23 protein-coding genes are annotated in these 20,589 nt (G+C 36.8%); 1 reads left to right on the forward strand and 22 read right to left on the reverse strand.

Going from position 1 to position 20,589, the window contains the following annotated elements; genetic code table 11:
* Positions 1–12: 12 nt before the first annotated feature.
* The 18 genes from rpoD to rpsU form a co-directional block, all read right to left on the reverse strand.
* Positions 13–1,128, reverse strand: coding sequence for an RNA polymerase sigma factor RpoD (gene rpoD / locus HWQ49_RS03580; protein WP_188206182.1), 1,116 nt, complete (start codon positions 1,126–1,128; stop codon positions 13–15).
* 26 nt (positions 1,129–1,154) lie between these two features.
* Positions 1,155–2,984 carry a DNA primase gene (gene dnaG / locus HWQ49_RS03585; RefSeq protein WP_188206183.1) on the reverse strand — a complete coding sequence of 610 codons (1,830 nt, stop codon included), beginning with the start codon at positions 2,982–2,984 and terminating at the stop codon, positions 1,155–1,157.
* 292 nt (positions 2,985–3,276) lie between these two features.
* Entirely contained in the window at positions 3,277–4,077 is an 801-nt protein-coding gene (locus HWQ49_RS03590; protein ID WP_188206184.1) for a pyruvate, water dikinase regulatory protein, read from the reverse strand.
* A gap of 14 nt (positions 4,078–4,091) precedes the next feature.
* Positions 4,092–4,721, reverse strand: a complete 630-nt coding sequence (locus tag HWQ49_RS03595) for a helix-turn-helix transcriptional regulator (RefSeq protein ID WP_188206185.1) — start codon at positions 4,719–4,721, stop codon at positions 4,092–4,094.
* 113 nt (positions 4,722–4,834) lie between these two features.
* Entirely contained in the window at positions 4,835–5,581 is a 747-nt protein-coding gene (gene recO / locus HWQ49_RS03600) for a DNA repair protein RecO (protein WP_188206186.1), read from the reverse strand.
* A gap of 19 nt (positions 5,582–5,600) precedes the next feature.
* Complete coding sequence (locus tag HWQ49_RS03605; RefSeq protein WP_223154973.1) at positions 5,601–5,744, reverse strand: YqzL family protein; 144 nt, start codon at positions 5,742–5,744, stop codon at positions 5,601–5,603.
* 132 nt (positions 5,745–5,876) lie between these two features.
* Positions 5,877–6,782, reverse strand: coding sequence for a GTPase Era (gene era, locus HWQ49_RS03610; protein WP_188206188.1), 906 nt, complete (start codon positions 6,780–6,782; stop codon positions 5,877–5,879).
* Positions 6,783–6,913: 131 nt separating this feature from the next.
* A complete protein-coding gene (locus HWQ49_RS03615; RefSeq protein WP_188206189.1) occupies positions 6,914–7,270 on the reverse strand; it encodes a diacylglycerol kinase family protein in 357 nt (118 codons plus the stop codon).
* Entirely contained in the window at positions 7,260–7,733 is a 474-nt protein-coding gene (gene ybeY, locus HWQ49_RS03620; protein WP_188206190.1) for an rRNA maturation RNase YbeY, read from the reverse strand. The genes HWQ49_RS03615 and ybeY overlap by 11 nt, the downstream gene beginning before the upstream one ends.
* A gap of 3 nt (positions 7,734–7,736) precedes the next feature.
* The gene (locus tag HWQ49_RS03625) at positions 7,737–9,158 is read right to left on the reverse strand and encodes an HD family phosphohydrolase (protein ID WP_188206191.1); all 1,422 of its coding nucleotides are present in this window, start codon (positions 9,156–9,158) and stop codon (positions 7,737–7,739) included.
* Between the two features lie 38 nt (positions 9,159–9,196).
* The gene (locus HWQ49_RS03630; RefSeq protein WP_188206192.1) at positions 9,197–10,153 is read right to left on the reverse strand and encodes a PhoH family protein; all 957 of its coding nucleotides are present in this window, start codon (positions 10,151–10,153) and stop codon (positions 9,197–9,199) included.
* 3 nt (positions 10,154–10,156) lie between these two features.
* A complete protein-coding gene (gene yqfD, locus HWQ49_RS03635) occupies positions 10,157–11,350 on the reverse strand; it encodes a sporulation protein YqfD (protein WP_188206193.1) in 1,194 nt (397 codons plus the stop codon).
* 39 nt (positions 11,351–11,389) lie between these two features.
* The gene (gene yqfC, locus HWQ49_RS03640) at positions 11,390–11,668 is read right to left on the reverse strand and encodes a sporulation protein YqfC (protein WP_188206194.1); all 279 of its coding nucleotides are present in this window, start codon (positions 11,666–11,668) and stop codon (positions 11,390–11,392) included.
* Positions 11,669–11,742: 74 nt separating this feature from the next.
* Entirely contained in the window at positions 11,743–12,228 is a 486-nt protein-coding gene (locus tag HWQ49_RS03645) for a hypothetical protein (RefSeq protein WP_188206195.1), read from the reverse strand.
* Positions 12,229–12,256: 28 nt separating this feature from the next.
* Entirely contained in the window at positions 12,257–13,255 is a 999-nt protein-coding gene (floA, locus tag HWQ49_RS03650) for a flotillin-like protein FloA (RefSeq protein WP_188206196.1), read from the reverse strand.
* Positions 13,256–13,276: 21 nt separating this feature from the next.
* Complete coding sequence (locus HWQ49_RS03655; RefSeq protein WP_188206197.1) at positions 13,277–14,605, reverse strand: NfeD family protein; 1,329 nt, start codon at positions 14,603–14,605, stop codon at positions 13,277–13,279.
* A 206-nt stretch (positions 14,606–14,811) separates the two neighbouring features.
* Positions 14,812–15,258, reverse strand: coding sequence for a GatB/YqeY domain-containing protein (locus HWQ49_RS03660; RefSeq protein WP_188206198.1), 447 nt, complete (start codon positions 15,256–15,258; stop codon positions 14,812–14,814).
* A gap of 21 nt (positions 15,259–15,279) precedes the next feature.
* Positions 15,280–15,456, reverse strand: coding sequence for a 30S ribosomal protein S21 (gene rpsU, locus HWQ49_RS03665; RefSeq protein ID WP_188206199.1), 177 nt, complete (start codon positions 15,454–15,456; stop codon positions 15,280–15,282).
* Between the two features lie 146 nt (positions 15,457–15,602).
* Here rpsU and HWQ49_RS03670 point away from each other — a divergent pair, with 146 nt between their 5' ends.
* Positions 15,603–16,550, forward strand: a complete 948-nt coding sequence (locus HWQ49_RS03670) for a Na/Pi symporter (protein ID WP_188206200.1) — start codon at positions 15,603–15,605, stop codon at positions 16,548–16,550.
* Between the two features lie 17 nt (positions 16,551–16,567).
* Here the strand turns inward: HWQ49_RS03670 and deoC are convergent, their stop codons facing one another.
* The 4 genes from deoC to prmA all read right to left on the reverse strand — a co-directional run bounded on the left by deoC (position 16,568) and on the right by prmA (position 20,588).
* A complete protein-coding gene (deoC, locus tag HWQ49_RS03675) occupies positions 16,568–17,239 on the reverse strand; it encodes a deoxyribose-phosphate aldolase (RefSeq protein ID WP_188206201.1) in 672 nt (223 codons plus the stop codon).
* A 259-nt stretch (positions 17,240–17,498) separates the two neighbouring features.
* Positions 17,499–18,857 carry a tRNA (N(6)-L-threonylcarbamoyladenosine(37)-C(2))-methylthiotransferase MtaB gene (mtaB, locus tag HWQ49_RS03680; RefSeq protein WP_188206202.1) on the reverse strand — a complete coding sequence of 453 codons (1,359 nt, stop codon included), beginning with the start codon at positions 18,855–18,857 and terminating at the stop codon, positions 17,499–17,501.
* Positions 18,858–18,862: 5 nt separating this feature from the next.
* Positions 18,863–19,633, reverse strand: coding sequence for a 16S rRNA (uracil(1498)-N(3))-methyltransferase (locus tag HWQ49_RS03685; RefSeq protein WP_188206203.1), 771 nt, complete (start codon positions 19,631–19,633; stop codon positions 18,863–18,865).
* 4 nt (positions 19,634–19,637) lie between these two features.
* A complete protein-coding gene (gene prmA / locus HWQ49_RS03690; RefSeq protein ID WP_188206204.1) occupies positions 19,638–20,588 on the reverse strand; it encodes a 50S ribosomal protein L11 methyltransferase in 951 nt (316 codons plus the stop codon).
* Position 20,589: the final 1 nt, after the last annotated feature.

Here is a 20,589-nt window from a genome sequence, read left to right on the forward strand (position 1 = left end):
CAAACTGAAGACTTACTCTAAGAAGTCCTTCAGGCGTTTGCTTCTGCTAGGGTGTCTCAGCTTACGTAAGGCTTTTGCTTCTATTTGACGAATTCTTTCTCTTGTCACACCAAAAACTTTCCCTACTTCTTCTAAAGTACGTGTGCGACCATCATCTAAGCCAAATCTTAGTCGCAATACATTCTCTTCTCGATCGGTTAAAGTATCTAATACATCCTCAAGTTGTTCTTTAAGTAGCTCGTAAGCTGCATGGTCTGATGGTGAAGTGGCTTCTTGGTCTTCTATAAAATCACCAAGATGTGAATCATCTTCTTCACCAATTGGCGTTTCTAAGGATACAGGTTCCTGAGCGATCTTTAGAATTTCACGAACCTTATCAGGTGTTAAATCCATTTCTTCTGCAATTTCTTCAGGTGTTGGTTCACGGCCTAAGTCTTGTAGTAATTGACGTTGGACACGAATTAATTTGTTAATCGTTTCAACCATATGCACTGGTATACGAATAGTTCGGGCTTGGTCAGCAATTGCTCTGGTAATTGCTTGACGAATCCACCAAGTTGCATAGGTACTAAACTTAAAGCCTTTACGGTAATCAAATTTCTCAACAGCCTTAATAAGACCCATGTTTCCTTCTTGAATTAAGTCTAAAAATAACATTCCTCGACCAACATAGCGTTTTGCAATGCTGACGACTAAACGTAAATTCGCCTCAGATAAGCGTCTTTTCGCTTCTTCATCACCCTGTTCAATTCTTGTTGCTAGCTCGATTTCATCATCAGCGGTTAACAAGTCTACGCGACCAATTTCCTTAAGGTACATTCTAACGGGGTCATTAATTTTAACACCTGGTGGTACACTTAAATCAGTTAAGTCGAACTCTTCTTCTTTTGCTATTTTTTGCATGCTAGGGTCATCATTTTCACCAATGATATCGATCCCCTGGTCTGCTAGCTGTTCGTAAAATTCGTCCATTTGTTCTGAATCTAACTCAAAATGGCCCAGTTTATCAGCAATTTCCTCGTATACGAGAACACCTCGTTTTTTGCCCATTTCTAAAAGCTGTTCTTTAGATTGATCTAGTGTGAGATCTTGATCTACCTCTTTTGATTCAATTGGCTTCTCAGCCATGTATACCCCTCCTTCCAAACCGACTGCTATAGCTTGGATTTATTACTTTTCTTCCTCAATTCAAGTATTTTCATACCTATTCGCGCTGCAGATTTTGGATCGTTTTCTTTTTCAGCCTTTTTTAACATCTGCTCAAGAGAGCGAATTTCTTGTTCTACATCGCTTTCTTTAGTAATGGCAAAAAGGTAATCATTTAATTCATCTCGTTCTAGAGATTCATTTATCGGAATTAGTGCTAGTTCGGCTGTTAATTGTCTTAATGAATCATCAGGTAAGCGTTGCATAAACCGACTAACATCTGGTTGATTCCCTTCCTCATAATATGCGTATAAATAAGTCACTAATACTTGATGTTCTTCCATATTGAATTTCGACCCAAGTCTTTGCTGAACTTGATTTGCTATATGATCATCTTGTAACATGTGAGCGATCAAATAACGTTCAGCATTTTGATACGCTAAATAAATCTTTTCACTTTTCTTCCATTGTTTAGGTTGTTTCTCATTATTCTTAACATGATTATCTTTATCATGATCACGCTTATTTATTCTTCTGCGCTCTTGGATCTCTTGTTCTAAAGTGTCTCGATATAAATCAAATGTTTCCGATAAATCTTTAAGATATACATCTCTTTCAACTGCATGGTCTACGGTGGCGATTAGATCGAGTGCTTTTTCGATGTAGGCTAACTGATCGTGTTCAGTCTGTAAGTTGAAATCTTTTTTCATAAAGTTAAGTGAGAATGCAATATATGATTCTGCTGGAGTTAGTACTTGCTTATGGAATTTCTCAGAACCATAATTTTCAATAAAGTCATCGGGGTCCATCTGATTCGGAATGCTTGCTACTCTAACTTCTAATCCAGCCTCTTTTAAAGTTTTAGCAGCTCGATCACTTGCATCTCTTCCCGCTTGGTCCCCGTCAAAGCAAATGATAACTGTATCGACATATCGTTTAAGCAAATTAGCTTGATAAGGTGACAAGCTTGTCCCAAGTGTTGCCACACTATGATAAACACCTGATCGATGAGCTTTAATAACATCAGCGTAGCCCTCAAATAATACGGCTTTCTTTTGCTTTTGAAAATGTTTCCTAGCCTGATAAAAGTTGTATAAAATTTTACCTTTTTGGAAAAGCTTAGACTCAGGACTATTTAAATATTTTGGCTCAACACCATCTTCAACAGCTCTTCCTCCAAAGCCAACTACTTTTCCTTGATGGTTTTGGATCGGAAAAATGACACGCCCTTTAAAACGGTCAAAAAAGGTATTCCCATCTCGGCTGCTTAATAAACCAACATCTAACAAATTTTCTAAAGAAAAGCCTTTCTTTTGTAGAAACGTTGATAAAAATTGGTTTTTAGGGGGAGAATACCCTAATTGAAATTGTTCGATATCATCTGGTTGAAACCCTCTTTTTTGTAAATAATTCAGACCCTCTCTACCATCAGTCGTGTGTTTAAGCACATGATGAAATAATTTCGTCGACCATTCATATGCTTGTAATGCATCCTTTTCGCTTTCAGAGAGAGTCTCCTCGATTTGCCGAGGTATAAATTGTTCAGGGATTGTTTCACCACTTTGCTCAGCAAGTGCTTGGATTGCTTCAACAAAGTTTGTCGAGTTTAACTCCATAATGAACTTGATAACGTTGCCACCTTTTCCACAGCCAAAGCAATGAAAGATTTGCTTATCTGGAGATACAGAAAAAGATGGTGTATTTTCCCCATGAAAAGGGCATAGACCAAAGTAGTTTCTACCTTTCTTAGTCAGTTTGACATGCTCACTAATTACGTCGACAATGTCATTTTGTGAAACAATTTGATCAATCAGTTCTTCTGGTATTTTTTGTTGCATGGGCATCACCATATAACTTTATATTCGATATTAAAAAGAAAATACCTTCAATTATCGACATTTTTTCTAAGATCATTATAGCTTGTCACACTTTTGTTGAAATTACTGTGCCAAATTCAGCTAAATAACACCGATACTCTTGATTAATGGCTACTCTCTCTATTCATCACAAATAAAAATTATAACTTAAAATTAGATCATATGCTAATACTTTGATTAAAAAATCTGATTCATTTCGACAAAATTTTATTATTATTTTAAAGAAGACAAATAAAGAAGTAATGGGTATCCATTACTTCTTTAACTCATTTAATATAGCATTGGCTGTTTCTTCTACCGCTTTATTTGAAACATCGATGGTTTTACACCCTATTTGTTCGACCACTTTATTAAAATAATTAATTTCTTCTTGTATCCGATCATATCTTGCATAATTCGCTGAACCGTCAAGTCCTAAAGATTTTAACCGTTCCGTTCTAATATGGTTTAATTTATCTGCGTTAATCTTTAGACCAATACATTTATCAGGATGAACCTGAAATAGCTCTTCAGGTGGGTCAACCTCTGGTACAATTGGAACATTAGCTACCTTCAATCGTTTATGAGCGAGAAATTGTGATAGTGGTGTCTTAGACGTTCTAGATACTCCAATTAAAACTAAATCTGCCTTTAAAATCCCTTTAGCATCCCGTCCATCGTCATATTTAACCGCAAATTCAATCGCTTCGATCCGTTTATAATAATCTTCATCCAATTTGTGAACTAAACCTGGTTTTAACACAGGTTCTTGCTTTAGATGGCTTTGCAAACGATCTAAAAGTGGGCCCATCAAATCTAGTGCAACAACATCATATTGTTTAGCTAATTCATCGATTTTTTCTCTGAACTCTGGCTTAACCAGTGTATAGGCCACTAAACTATGGTTCTCTTTAGCGGTTAAGACAGCTTCTTCTAATGTCTTGAAATCATCAACATACGGAATACGTTGAATTTCTATATCACTATTTACAAATTGGCTTAGGGCTGCTTTAGCTAATAACTCTGCCGTTTCCCCTACAGAGTCAGAAATGATATAAAATCTTAATGGGTGCATTAAAACTTCCCCCCTTATACGTCTTCATTTTTCACCAACTCAACAAAAGCTTTCGTTATGTTCGTTTTCGTCAATCGCCCAATAACCTCTACGCCTTTATCATGTTCAGCCACCACAGGAAGTGCATCAATTTGGTTTTCAATTAACTTAATACCTGCATCAATTAACAAATCATCTTTTTGACAAACTTTTATCTTAGGTAAACGAGTCATAATAATATGTACAGGAACATCGTTGAGATCCTGTTGTCCCATACTTGTCCTTAATAGATCCTTACGTGAGAGGACACCTACTAACATTCCATGTCCATCCACAACAAATAGCGTACCAACATCTTCTAAAAACATGGTTGTAATAGCATCATACGCATTAGCTTGATCATTAACAACGACCGGAACGGAATGATAATCACGAACTTTCAATTTTTTTAATGTATCAGTTAATAATTCATTGCCTGTTTTTCCCGTATAGAAATATCCAACACGAGGGCGTGCATCGAGAAAGCCGGCCATTGTTAAGATTGCTAAGTCAGGCCTTAGTGTTGCCCTAGTTAAATCTAATTGGTCTGCAATGTTTTCACCTGTAATCGGACCATGTTTTTTAACGATTTCAATGATTAGTTCTTGACGGTGAGTTAAATCCATCGTCTTTCACCACCCTTAATTAGGTCATACTCATTTTAATTATTATATACTATTTTAAGGATTTATTAAATAAAGGGTGACTTTTTGTGATAATATTGTCACTCTGTTTGGATTTATGACTCAAAAAGATGAATCTGTTCTAGAAAACGTTTTGATTTTAGAGGCATCCCACCGTAATAGTCATAATAATCGTTTAATATTTGATTGATTAAAGTCAACGTCTCTTCTTTAATTGAAATGTTGCGTACTCTAGCTATACTTGTATGACTCATTAATCTTAACACACTATATGTTTTGGGCGAAAGGGGAACCACATCTGCTGAACGATGGCGGCACTGTTCACATACAACTCCACCCTCAGAAACTGAAAATCCGACTATTGGTAAGTCCTCATGGCCATTAACGCATTGACTAACAACAGGGCCGTAACCACCGACGTGAAATACTTTAAGTTCGTAGATTAGCGCTATAGCTAAAGGTGGAACATCTTCTTCTAATCGCTCAAAACTCTTTAATAATTCCTCGAATAAAGGAACGTTTTTATCACGATCATTTAATGTTTTAATAGTGAGTTCTCCCATATATGTAGCATAGGCAGTCTTAATTATGTCTTCTCTAATATGTCTCATACTATGAAGTGGATCACCTTGATGAACTGTTCCTAACCCCTTGCCAATTTGCAGCAAGAATTGGCCATATATAAATGGCTGCGTGACCGCAGCCATTCGACTTTTTGATTTTTTAGCACCTCTGGCAACTGCACTAAGGACACCATATTCTTTTGTAAAGAAAGTGACTATTTTATTTGTCTCTCCGTAATCTTGTGTTCTTAAGATCAAACCATTCACTTTTTCAAGCATAGTTTCCCCACTTTCAGTTCTATGTTTTGGGGTTGACACTAGATAAAGTATTACTCCGTTTTAATTGCTGGTCATTTTTACGTTCATTTAAACCTTCAACCTGTTTCATTAATAAATAAGCCTCAACATTACCTGTCTTCTCAAAAATCTTCCATGGTAACATCATATTCGCCACCTTTCAGCTTTGTTTAACTGAAATCCTTTTCAACCATATTTTCACCTGATTGATATAGTTCATAAGTAAAAATAATTACCAGTTATAAAAATGAATAAGACTTAATCAGCGGTTAATTTATTAATATTCATCATCTCGATACCCATAATCTCGTAAGTAAAACATTCGATTACGCCAATCCTTTTGGACCTTAACCCACAATTCTAAAAATACACCTGAACCTAATAACGTCTCTATATCTTTACGTGCCTCTGAACCAATCTGTTTCAACATTTTCCCTTGTTTACCTATAATAATGCCTTTTTGTGACTTTCTCTCTACAACAATGGTAGCTTGTACATCTATCATATCCTTGCCATCTCGAGGCTTAATTGAGTCAATAACTACCGCAATAGAGTGTGGAATTTCTTCATGCGTATGGTGCAACACTTTCTCTCTAACAAGTTCACTAATGATAAATCGTTCAGGGTGATCAGTAATTTGATCTTCTGGATAATATTGCGGTCCTTCAGGCAGTTCATCTTGTAAAACGTTTAATAATTGATCAACATTATTGCCATTTAGTGCAGAGATTGGCACAACTTCCTTAAAGTCAAATTTTTCCCTGTACGTATCAATCAAGGGTAATAGTTGATCGGGGTGAACTTGGTCGATTTTATTTACCACTAATACTACCGGCTTTGAGACTTGACTTAATCGCTCTAGAATATACTGGTCACCTTTACCATATCCTTCATCAGCATTAACCATAAACATAATAACATCGACTTCATTTAGGGTGTTAATTGCTGATTTCACCATAAAATCACCTAAGCGATGCTTTGGTTTATGAATACCTGGTGTATCAATAAAAACGAACTGTGCTTGTTCAGAGGTTAAGACCCCTTGAATCTTGTTTCTTGTTGTTTGCGGTTTGTCACTCATAATTGCCACTTTTTGACCTATCACACGGTTCATAAAAGTTGATTTTCCTACATTAGGTCGTCCGATAATGGCAATAAAACCGGAATGAAATTGTTCTGTCATTGTACATATCTCCTATTCAAGATGTTGTTTATAATCTTACTACAAATCAAGTTACTTTTCACATAATCGACAAATGTTTATGACATAAAACAAAAAACACCGTGCGATCACCACACGGTTATGACTATTCATCATAAGATTGCTAATATTTTGGGTAAAAATATGATCAAACCTACCAGTGCGGCGAATATAGCTGCAACTAAGACAGAAGCGGCACTAATATCTTTAATTAACTTAGCAGTTTCGTGTTGTGACTCAAATAACACATCAGTTATTAATTCGACAACGGTGTTGACTAACTCTAAAGCTAATACTAACCCAATAGCTAATAAAACAAAAAGCCATTCAATAGTTGTAAGACCTAAAAACAAACCGGTAAAGATCGTAATGAACATAATAATAAAATGGACTTTCATATTATGCTCTGTCTTTAAAGCTGAATACACACCCGAAAATGCATACTTAAATCCAACCCGATCATTTTTCATGACGTTTTAACCCATACTCGTTTAGGATTTCCTCTTGTTTAGAAAACATCATCTGTTCTTCTTCTTTTGTTTGGTGATCATAGCCGATTAAATGTAGCAAACCGTGTACAGCTAAAAATGCTAACTCTCGATCAATCGAATGATTATACTCATCTGCTTGGGCATAGGCGCGATCAATTGATATAACAATATCACCGTAATGGATGGGAATGTCTTCTCCTTGAACAACTAACTCATCCTCTGTGTGCTCCTCTAATGCAAATGAAATCACGTCTGTCACTTGATCCTTTTCTCTGTAATCTCGGTTAATTTCTTTAATTTCTTCATCGGTTATAAAAGTTAGAGAGACTTCAGCATTTGGTTCAACCGATTCACGTTTTGCTGCTAGTTCCAGAACATTTTTTAGAAGATTCTGTTGCTGTTCTGTTACACTTCCTGTCTCATCAATTAATTCTAGTTGCATTAGCTAGCCCTCCTTGACGGCCTTTGAATCGTTTTCGTCTGGATATTCGATCCGCGAATGGAAAATACCATTTAACAGATCACAAATGGTTTCTTCAATTACTCGTAATTCCTTTAAAGTTAACTGACTTTCATCTAATTGTCCATCTAGTAAACGATCGTGAATAATCGCACGGACAACGTTTCTAATCTCTTCGGAAGTCGGGTTCGATTTAGATCTGACTGCGGCTTCCACAGAATCACAAATATTTATAACAGCCGATTCTTTAGACTGTGGAGTAGGACCCTTATATCTAAAACGAGATTCATCAACCTCTTGATTTTGTTCTTTTGCCTGGAAATAAAAATATTTAAGTAACGTTGTTCCGTGATGTTCTAGTGTTATTTCAATAATTTCCTGAGGTAAGCCATATTCTCTTAAAACTCTTGCACCTTCATAGGGATGTCTAAGAATAATATCAGCACTAACTTCTGGTTCTAAATCATCATGTGGATTTTTCATATTTTGTTGATTCTCTATAAAATATTTTGGCTGAAAAGACTTACCAATATCATGGTAATATGCGGCAACTCTCGCTAATAATCCATTAGCTCCAATTGCTTCACAAGCGGATTCACTTAAGTTTGCCACCATCACACTGTGGTGGTACGTTCCTGGCGCATCGACTAATATTTTTTTTAATAAAGAATGGTTAGGGTTGGATAGCGTTAACAATTTAGACTCAGTTAATAAATTAAAGCCAGCTTCAAACAAAGGAAGTAGACCTAGAATTAGGACTGCTGAGACAAAGGTAGACAAAACTGAAAACACGATTGCCATCATGAAATCTATAGACAATAAATCCGAAAATGACCTAACCTGAAATACCGATACCATTGAAAAATGTAACACTATTAAGGGGATCGATGTTTTAAACAAAGAAACCCGATCTTTAATAAAATCATAAAGAAATATAGCAAACCATTGAGACATTAAAAAATACAAAAATGCATTCATAAAGTAGGACACGGAGTCGAATAACGCAAAAACAAAACTACCCATAATAGCCATTAAAACAGAAGATACCATGGCAAAACGTTCGTGGACTAGGTAATTTAATAAAACCGCGTATGCGGCTATAGGAACTATATAAAATATTGAATCAATGGTGGGACTGAACGCTTGAATAGCCGCTATGAGTAGCACCATCCCACCACTAAGTAACAAATTAGCCAAAGACATGTTCTTCGTCCAAAATTTATAATGACTAATTTCAAAAGAAATAATTACCGTAAATAATATCGCAATTAATATAGTCATGCCCAGATGATATTCACTAATCTCACCTTGGAACATTTGTACCGTCATGATCAAGACAAAAAGCATTGGGGCGGTAATTGCTGAAAAGATAACCTTTGGAAACATGCTTTGATAATTGTCCACCATTGTTCGCTTCCCCACCATCATATCCCTACTTTACAATGTTACTGATCATAAGCCTCAATAATTCTTTGTACAAGTGGGTGTCTAACGACATCGGAGCCTTTTAAGTAATTAAACGAAATTCCTTTAAGATTGCTCAATTTATCTTCAGCAACCTTCAACCCAGATGTCACACCTTTAGGCAAATCTATTTGTGTTATATCGCCTGTAATAATCATCTTTGATCCGAAGCCTAGTCGCGTTAAAAACATTTTAATCTGTTCTGGCGTCGTATTCTGTGCCTCATCAAGTATAACAAAGGCATCATCTAAAGTACGACCACGCATGTAGGCTAAAGGAGCAATCTCAATGGTTCCTCTCTCCATCAAGCGAGCAGTGTGCTCGGTACCAATCACATCATGTAAAGCATCATAAAGTGGACGTAAGTACGGATCCACCTTCTCTTTTAGGTCACCTGGTAAAAAACCTAAGCTTTCTCCAGCCTCTACTGCCGGTCTTGTTAAGATTAAGCGTTTAACTTCACCATTCCGGAGTGCTTTGGCAGCCATCACAACTGCTAAATAGGTCTTACCCGTCCCGGCTGGACCTATTCCAAATACTAAATCATTCGCCTTCATCGCTGAAACATAATCACGTTGTCCTAATGTTTTAACACGAATAGGCTTGCCGTTTTGATTTTTAGTAATCTCATCTTCAAACAACGTCTCAAACTGTTCGAGCTTGCCTGTTCGAGCTAGTTCGATACCATAAATTACATCACGCTCAGTAACAGTAATCCCTTTTTTTATCACTTTAAGAACTTTTTGTAACAGTTCATGAACCATTTCAACATCATCATGGTTCTTACCTTCTATTTTAATTTGTCCACCACGGGTAATGATGGATACGGGTACAAATTCTTCAATCTGTTTAATATGTCGGTCATTAGTTCCAAATAAGTTCAACGTATCATTGTGATCTTCAAGATGTAGGTCAATCGTTTTGCTTCCTGCTTGCATAAATCAGTCTCCTTGGTCGGTATTTTCTTCTTCATCTTCTTCAGGGTTCATATCTTCTTCTGAAAGCAATTGTTCCTCGCCAATATCTTCTAAAACTTTGACAAACATTTCTAATTTAACTTTATCACTGTCCCGTTCTTCGTGCAAAACTTTTTGATATATGACTTCAACAGATTGTCCTAATTGTCGTTTTATTTGGTCATCAATGATCATTTCCATATGTTGTTCAATATCTGTTTCCATGACTTCTTCAGTCTCTTCATAAAAATAATGCTTATTAATTGAAATCGGTAACTCCCAATGTAAGAAATAAAGGGGTTTCTCATCTTTTGCTAAAAGACGTCTTCCCTCTGTTCGACTAAATAGCCATTCAAATCGGTCAAATAATGAGACCGAGTACCGATTTTTTGTATCCGGTACTAATGACAACATGTACTGTGAAAGGTCGACCGTAACATCTAACTCATACCAGACTTCTGCCATAACTTCACCTTCTGAGTAGGTAAAGGCTTCATTTTTCAGATCCAAAATGCCAGTTACCAACTTGTCCCCTTTTTGAACAAAATCGTCTATTTGAACTAAAGGTTGACCATTGATCACAAACATCGATTCAATCGTACCAGATTTGCTGGCTATCAAATCCGATGGAGCTCTTTGTGTATTTTCTTCCATTTTTTCAGATTCTTCGATCAAAACGTGATAGGAAGTACCATTGCGGTTAATTCCCACATAGGATATTTCCTCAATGTTATTCATAATCTCCCTTTCAATTGTACTGATGTCCTTCATATTTTGCACCCAATTACCTTGTTTTAATCCTAAATCACCTAGCATTTCATCAACTTCATATCGAGCCTCAGGGGACCCACCTTCAACGGTGACATTCCAGACAATATTAGATAAAATAAAAGTAAAAAGAAAAGCGATTATGACACTTAACATAATGGGTAACCATTTCTTTCGTTGGCTATATAAAAAAGGGAGCCCCTCTCTATTTTTGAATTTCAATTGACACTTATATTTTTTTCTTTTTGATTTCATCAGTGGAATGGCTGCATAATTAACCTTTACCTCAATGGTATTTTCATCAATACGTGTGACACTGTGTAATGACACTCCTTCATCAACTAATTCATTTAGAAAAGCTTCTACTTGTCCACTCTTAATTACTACATCAACTACGCCTTTAAAAGACAAGTGCTTCTTAATATTAATCCCCCCTCTCCCATACTTAGGCTATTTTTGCCATAAAACTTGATCAATCGTTCCTTCGATGACAATCTCTTCTGACAGTAAACTTTTAATCACCATTTGGTTTCCTTTAATTACAATCGTTCCTTGGTCTTGTTTAACAACAATTTCATGCTCTTCAAAATTTAATAACCCTCTATGGTTTTCTATGTATAAATGTATGTTCCCAACCGTTGTTATCCGAGGATAATCATAAATAATATCTTTTGGTAACATTCCATAACGATCAAGTAAACGATTCACTTTCCTTGGGATATATTTCATATCGTTACCCCCTATCATCATCAATGTATGAAAAAAACACAGGATGTATACTACATCCTGTGTTTCAATTCAATTTATATTGACTTTTGACGCTTAGCTTTTGGCTTACCTAATACTTCACTCATGACAATACTTTCAACAATTCTTCTCCGGGTAATATTTTGATGAACGGAAATCCGTGAAATTGATGAACGATCATCATCCACTAACGATCCACCTTTAATAGCATCCATTCCACCAATAGCTTCATTTTGAATTGAGTCTTTAGCTTCAGTAGAACTTTCTTTAAGACGTTCTTTCGAATCTTCCATCGCCTCATACCATTCACTCGCTGCTTTAGTGGAGATTTCATCCATTTTCTGTTGAGCTTTGTCTTCAACGTTTCTTCTTGTTTCTTGTATAGTTTCTGGTGTTGGTCGCTTGGGAATGCGTTCACCAAAGACAGGGCCCTCGTTTCGTTGATCGGAATTTTGATCTTTTTGAAATAAGCTGAGTAACCCAACAACTAAGGCTATCAATATAAATATGTTACCTGCAATCAGTTCAAAAAGTCCACCCATGTCTATCGACTCTCCTTAGTGTGGGAGATTACTTTTTATCATCTTGTTCATCATTTTCGTGTTTGCTTAACTTACCAATCATCTCACGCATGTCTGTATCAGCGAGGACGTTTTTGTAGTTAACGTAATCCATAACACCCATATTACCACTACGTAGTGCTTCAGCTAAAGCTTGTGGTACTTGTGCCTCTGCTTCGACAACTTTAGCCTGCATTTCTTGAACTTTGGCAATATTCTCTTGTTCACGAGCCACCGCCATTGCGCGACGTTCTTCAGCCTTAGCTTGTGCAATATTCTTATCTGCTTCAGCTTGGTCTGTTTGTAAGATCGCACCAATGTTCTTACCAATATCAATATCAGCAATATCAATTGACAGGATCTCAAAAGCTGTACCTGCATCTAATCCTTTAGATAATACGTTTTGTGAAATCGTATCAGGATTTTCTAACACTTTATTATGGTTTTCAGAAGAACCTATTGTACTAACAATACCCTCACCAACACGAGCAATAACAGTATCTTCTCCTGCACCACCGACTAAACGGTCAATGTTTGCACGTACAGTAATTCTCGCTTTGGCCTTAACTTCAATACCATCCATAGCAACACCTGCGATAAACGGTGTTTCAATCACTTTAGGATTAACACTCATCTGCACCGCTTCTAATACATCACGACCAGCTAAGTCGATTGCAGCACATCGTTCAAAACTTAACTCGATGTTTGCGCGTTGAGCTGCAATTAAAGCATTGACGACACGGTCAACATTCCCCCCTGCTAAATAGTGGCTCTCAAGTTGGTTCGTATTGACTGCTAACCCTGCTTTATGAGCCTTAATAAGAGGGTTAATCACCATTTTAGGAACAACTCGGCGTAGTCGCATACCTACTAACGTGAAAATTCCAATTCTAACACCTGCTGCTAAAGCGCTGATCCATAGCATGACTGGAACAAAGGTGAATAAGATCGCAATAGCAATGATCAGTACTGCAACAATAATGAGTGGAAACAGTTCTGCTAATTCCATTATAAATCTCCTCCTAAATGTTTATTCTTTATCGTGAACTTCTCGAACGACAATTCGAGAACCTTCCACTTTAACAATTTCTACTGGTTGGTCTCGGTTAATAAAAGCCCCTTCAGAAACCACATCTAACCTTTCATTATCAAATACTGCCGCACCAGATGGCCTTAAAAATGTCAGTGCTTTACCTCGTTTTCCGATTAGATCTGTTCGGTTCTCGTTAGAAACATAACCTAATTCAGTACTCGTCTGATCTCTAAGTACTAATAATTTAAATATACCTCTATTTGTGTCTAGTTTTCGGAAAAGAATAATAGCCAATATAATCGCGACTAAAAGTGAGATTCCAATACTGAAGGCCATATGACCCATATCTGCTCCAGATATGACCATCGCTCCCAATATGGCACCTCCACCAATCACACCAAGAATACCACTTGGGAAAAATATCTCTAGTATAATACAGATTAACCCAACTAATAGTAGTATCATCGATTCATATCCCGCAAAGCCAGCAATCAGATGTCCATAGAAAAATAATAATAAAGAAGATACTCCCATAATACCAGGAATTCCGAAGCCAGGCGAGTATAATTCAACAATTAACCCAATACTTGCAACCGATAGTAAAATCGGAATAACAACTGGACTTGTGACAAAGCGAGCAATATTTTCTGAGAATGTTGGGCTAGTTTCAACAATCTGAGGATTCTCCACACCCAATTGCTCTAGGACTTCATCTCGACTGTTAACCACCCCTTCAGCATAACCTACTTCATAAGCTTGTGAAGGTGACAAAGTTAAAAAGCTGTCTGGTCCAGCACCGTATTCCGAAAGATCAATCGAATCATCTGCCATCGCACGTGCATAAATCGGGTCACGGTCATTACGCTCAGCTGCTGCAACCATTGCAGATACCCATGCAGATTGTGCTTTGGAATCAGCAGCGTTCCCATCACCTGTTATGACTCCCGATGCCCCCATCGTAGCACCTGTCCCCATATAAATTTCATCTGTCATCAGAGCGATATAGGAGCCTGCCGATAGTGCTTGACTTTTGACGTAGGAAACACTTGGAATCGTTAAATTGTTAAGTAAACCGGCAATTTCATTGGCAGAATCGACCCGACCACCAGGTGTGTCAATTTCAAAAATAATATAATCAGCAAAGTTTTCTTCAGCTTCACGAATACTTCTCTCCATAAAAGCAACAAGTCCACGCTCAACTTCATCCTCGACTGGAACGACATAAACGACCGGTGTCGACGCATCATTATCAGAATGAATAGTTGCATGATTTAACCACATAAAAGCTAATAAAAATGTCAATAATAAGTATATTCTCTTGTTCATCTACTCCCTCCTTTCTCTATCAAAATTGGCTTTTTATTTCTATATAAAGATGCTTATTATTATTATACGACAAAACTAATTAATTTTTTATTATTCTAACAACAATATAACAAAAAATAGGTACTAAGCAACTCACATAATGAACTGGTGTAGAGAACTTCTACACAAATTCACTATAAAAGTGCCTAGCACCTATCTTTCTGATTTTATTGCAATTGTTTAAGAACCATTTGATTGACTTTAGATCCGTCAGCCTTTCCTTTAACCTTAGGCATAACAGCACTCATCACTTGGCCCATCTCTTGTTTTGAAGTTGCTCCAATCTCTTGAATCGTTTCATCAATAACTTGTTGCAATTCTTCATCAGACAATTGCTCTGGCAAATATCCTTCAATAAGAGCTAATTCCTGCTCTGTTTTTTCGACTAAATCTTCTCGATTAGCACTCTTGAACTCTTGGAGGGAGTCTTTCCTTTGCTTTACTTCACGAGTCAGGACTTGAAGCTCTTCTTCTTCAGTCAGCTCTCCATCCCTTTTCTTGATTGCCTCATTTTGTAATGAAGACTTAATCATACGAATAACATTAAGCTTATCTTTTTCCTTGTTTCTCATAGCTTGTTTCATATCTTCGTTTAAACGATCAAGCAAAGCCATTAAAAATTACACCCTCTTTTACTACTTTCTACGCTTTCTTGCAGCTTCTGACTTCTTCTTACGACGTTCGCTCGGCTTTTCGTAGAATTCACGTTTACGGTACTCAGATAATGTACCGTTCTTAGAAACCGAACGTCTAAAGCGTCGAAGAGCATCCTCAATAGACTCATTCTTTCTAACGCGAGTTGAATTTGACATGCTCTACCCTCCCTCCAAATAAAACGCATAAATCAATATGTGTATCATATCACACATCATTGCTTATTATATTAAACATTTGTCATTAGGTCAATCTTTTAGAATGACTTGTTATTGTTAACATACAATGAAATGAGGTGTTAATTATGTATACATTATCGTTACTCATTTTTATTTACATTGGAATATTTATTTTTGGTATTGTTTTAATGCGAATCGGATTCCAAACATTAACCTATACACATATCAAACAATTCACTCCTAAACTATCACCGATGAATGGCTTTGTAGCAGGATTAATCCTAACAGCATTACTTCAAAGTAGCTCTGCTTCAATTGCATTATTAATTACATTTATGGCATCAGTAAATCGTTCGCTACGGTTTACGATTAGTTTTATTATTGGGGCCAATATTGGGACAACCTTTACAGCTCAACTTTTTGTGTGGAATAACTTGGAGCTTATGTGGTTTTGTTTATTAGTTGGGGTTTTTTTAATATTAATTCCTTTAAATCATTATTTATGGTTTTCAACCGGTGTCATATTATTTGGCCTGGGCGTTATTTTTACAGCCTTACACGGCCTTGAAAATCTCGCTAGTGTTGTACCAACCACACGAATCGAAGAATTAATAGGTGGTGAACAACAGTCCACATTACAGTTATTGTTTTTAGGATTTGCTTTAACTGCGATTATTCAATCATCAACTACTGTCACAGGGATATTAATGAGTTTTTCTCACGAGGGAATCATTCCTCTGGCACATACTTATTACTTACTATTAGGTGCCAATATTGGGACATGCCTTACCATCTTAATTGTATCTATCAGTCAGCCATTTTATGGAAAAATAACAGCTTATTCTCATATTTGGATTAATGTTTTGGGTGCAATCATTGCTTTTCCTAGTATCCTTAGAGAACCTGTGATCAATATAGCGGCATGGTTAACGACTAATCCTGAACAACAAATTGTCTATGTTTCAATTCTATACAATGTATTAATTGGTGTCATCTTCCTTATCTTACTAAAACCATTCAGCCATTTTGTCACAATGGTTCACAAAAATAAAAAGGGATTGAGCTCATCATGAACTCAATCCCTAAATTATTAATAATCGGAAGTAGAAGTCTCACCTTTAACAATTTCAACACCAGAAGATGCTCCAATACGAGTTGCACCTGCTTCAATCATTGCTTTTGTATCTTCTAGGCTTCTAACACCACCAGAAGCTTTCACACCCATTTCTGGGCCTACAGTTGTTCGCATCAAGCGAATATCTTCAACTGTGGCACCTCCACCAGAGAAACCAGTAGAAGTTTTTACATAATCAGCACCTGCACGTTTGGAGATTTCACATGCTTTAACTTTTTCATCTTTAGTTAACAGTGAGGTTTCAATAATAACTTTTACAAGAGCTTGACCTTTAGCTTCGTTAACAACAGCTTCAATATCGTTTTGAACCTCTTCATAATGACCATCTTTTAATGAACCAATATTAATAACCATATCAACCTCTGTTGCACCGTTTTCAATTGCCTGTTTGGTCTCAAAAGCTTTAGTTTCAGGTGTGGTTGCACCTAAAGGAAAACCGATAACTGTACAAACTTTTACCTCAGTGTCCTTTAATAGTTCGTGACAGTGGGCTACCCAAGTCGGGTTAACACAAACAGAAGCAAATTGATTTTCCTTCGCTTCTTTGCAGATTTGGTTAATCTTCTCTACTTGTGTTTCAGGTTTAAGTTGTGTGTGATCAATCATGCTTGCAATTTGATTATCCATTTAAAACTCTCCTTTGTCTTAAAAACTAGTTTATAGATGGTTCGTGTGACATAAAACAGTTTGATGTACAGTAACTTTAATACAATAGTTAGTATTGCTTTTAATGCGCTACGGAAATACGCTACGCTAGTAAGGTTATTTATCAATCTTATATGATCTTATATTCGTTGAAAAATCACCGTTAGCGTAAGCAGAATAATATAGCACTGAATACAACCAGAAAGTGAGTTAATACACATACTTCATCAAATTTACTAACTTATGAGGACAGTATTGATTTTTGAGCAGCCTCTGTGTCATTCATTACGCGAACGAATTGCCCTTCATTATAAGGATACCCCGCCTTAGTCATTTTGACACGGACGATTTGGCCGACATATTCCTCAGGACATTCAAAAACTACCTTCAAGTAATTGTCTGAATAACCTTCATATAATCCACTATCCGGTTTTTCCTTAAAGGGTGCTTCAGGAATAACCTCTAAAACCTCACCTTCATATTGTGAAGCATATTCCTTTGCTTGCTGATTAGAAAGTTCAATTAAGCGGTGCACTCGATCATTTTTAACGTCATCATCAACTTGGTCCTTCATTCGAGCTGCTGGTGTTCCCGTGCGCATTGAATAAGGAAATACGTGTAACTCAGAGTAACCGATTTCTTGAATTGAGCGATAGGTTTCCATAAATTCCTCTTCTGTTTCACCGGGAAACCCGACAATAACATCAGAAGTGATGGCTAATCCAGGTAATGCCTGTTTCACTTTCTCAATTCGACCACGATAAAACTCCATCGTATATTTACGTCTCATTCGCTTAAGGACAGTATCAGAACCTGCTTGTAAAGGGATGTGCAAGTGTCGTACTACCTTATCAGACTTGTTAAGAACGTCAATTACTTCATCAGTAATCTGACTAGCTTCAATCGATGAGATACGAATTCGTTTTAAGCCTTCAACTTTCTCATCTAAATCACGTAGTAATGCAGCTAAATTGTAATCTTTCAAATCTTCACCATAGCCACCAGTATGGATACCTGTTAAAACAACTTCCTTATAACCCGCATCAACTAGCTGTTGGGCTTGTTTAACCACTTCTTCTGGTGGTCGTGAGCGCATCAGCCCCCTAGCCCAAGGAATAATACAGAAGGTACAGAAATTGTTACAGCCTTCCTGTATCTTTAACGAAGCACGCGTACGATCAGTGAATGAAGGAACATCCATCTCTTCAAAGACCCGCGTCTTCATAATGTTAGAAACCCCATTAATCGGTTGACGTTCTTGTTGATATTGTTCTATGTACTCAAGCATTTTTCGTCGATCTTGAGTCCCAACGACAACATCGACACCTGGAATTTCCATAATCTCACCAGGGGATGTCTGTGCATAGCATCCTGTTACACAAATGACCGCATCAGGATTTTTTCGAATAGCCCGTCTAATCACTTGGCGACTTTTCTTATCACCAGTATTCGTCACAGTACAAGTATTGATGACATATACGTCTGAACGCTGATCAAAATCCACACGCTCATAGTCATTTTCTTTAAAGAATTGCCAAATAGCTTCAGTTTCATAATGATTAACCTTACAACCTAAGGTATGAAATGCAACAGTTGTCATGCTATTCACCTCCATTCTTCAAAATAAAAAGATATTGCAGATAAAATATAAAGTGGTGCTGTCTCACTTCTTAGAATCCGAGGACCTAACCTTATCGGCTTACATTCATACTGGTTAAATATTTCAATCTCCTCATCAGAGATACCACCCTCAGGTCCAACAATGACTAAAAGCCTTGCACCTAATTTTAGATTACTTAAAACATCGATAAATGTCGAGTGGTGTTTTTTATCAACTTTCGCTTCATATTCACTAGCGACAATGACTTCATCAAAAGTTGACTCTTCTAGCACATCCTTAATCGATTTTGATGATGTAATCTGTGGAATCGATTGTCTATGTGACTGTTCACTAGCTTCTTTTGCAATTTTTCTAAGTCTTTCTACCTTTTTACTTTCTTTTTTAGCATCCCATTTCACAATAGAACGATCCATTTTTAACGGGATTAATTCACGCATGCCTAACTCCGTACTCTTTTGAACAATTAAATCAAGTTTATCACCTTTAGGTAAACCATGGGCAATCGTTACATCGATTGGCAACTCACTTTGTTCATCAAGCTCTGAGACAATTTTACACTCCACTTGCTTCCCCAATTCATCAATATCGATGATTTGAGCCAAGTAACTATGTCGACTAGGATGACAACAAATGACTTGGTCTGAAGATTGCATACGCATAACATTGACAATATGATGGTAGTCATTACCATTCAGCAGTATTTTTTGACGATTAAAATCCCATTGTTCTTCTGCCGAAATAAAATATCTTTGCATCATTCTAACCTCTTTGTTCAGGTTTCTGAGCAATGATCGAAATCCAATCTTCCATCTGGTTAATCTCCAGGATTTCAAACCCATGCTTAATTAAATCATCTTTTACCAGTTCTTTTTTACCTTTAATAATGCCTGAGGTAATCAAATATCCTCCTGGTTTAATCGAATCATAAGCATCACTTGTGAACTGTACAATAATTTCAGCTAGGATGTTAGAAACAACAATGTCAGCTTGTTGATCAACACCTTTTAGCAAATCATTTTGTTTAGCTGATACTACATCTTGAACACCATTTAACTTTACATTAATCGTCGTACTTTTAACAGCAATTTCATCTAGGTCAAAGGCATGGACCTCTTTAGCTCCTAGAAGAGCCGATGCAATCGTTAATACTCCAGAACCTGAGCCAACGTCTAATACGACATCCCCATCTTTAACATACCTTTCTAATGCCTGAAGACTTAAAACCGTTGTTGGATGAGTTCCTGTTCCAAAGGCCATACCCGGGTCTAATTCAATGATTAACTCATCACTATTAACGGGATCATAGTCTTCCCAAGTAGGAATAATCGTAATCTTCTCGGAGATCTTAACCGGTTTGTAGTATTTTTTCCAAGCGGTTGCCCACTCTTCCTCATTAACTTCAGAAATGGTGACATTATTCTTCCCAATATCTATATCAAATTTAACTAGGTTATTTATAGACTCTTTAATTTCATCGACTGTTTCACCTAAAAAACTATTAATTGGTAAATAAGCTTTAATATAGACGCCTTCTTCTGGATAATTATCTGGATCTAATTCATAGATAGTCCCATATAAAGGAACCCTTTCTTGATATAGATCTTGCCTATCCTCAATCACTACACCACTTGCGCCAGACTCGTGCAGAATATTAGAAATAGGTTCAATCGCTTCATTAGTCGTATGAATTTTTATTTCAGACCATTTCACG

Origin of the sequence: Alkalibacillus aidingensis, assembly GCF_014595945.1 — a bacterium.
Classification (GTDB): Bacteria; Bacillota; Bacilli; order Bacillales; family Alkalibacillaceae; genus Alkalibacillus; species Alkalibacillus aidingensis.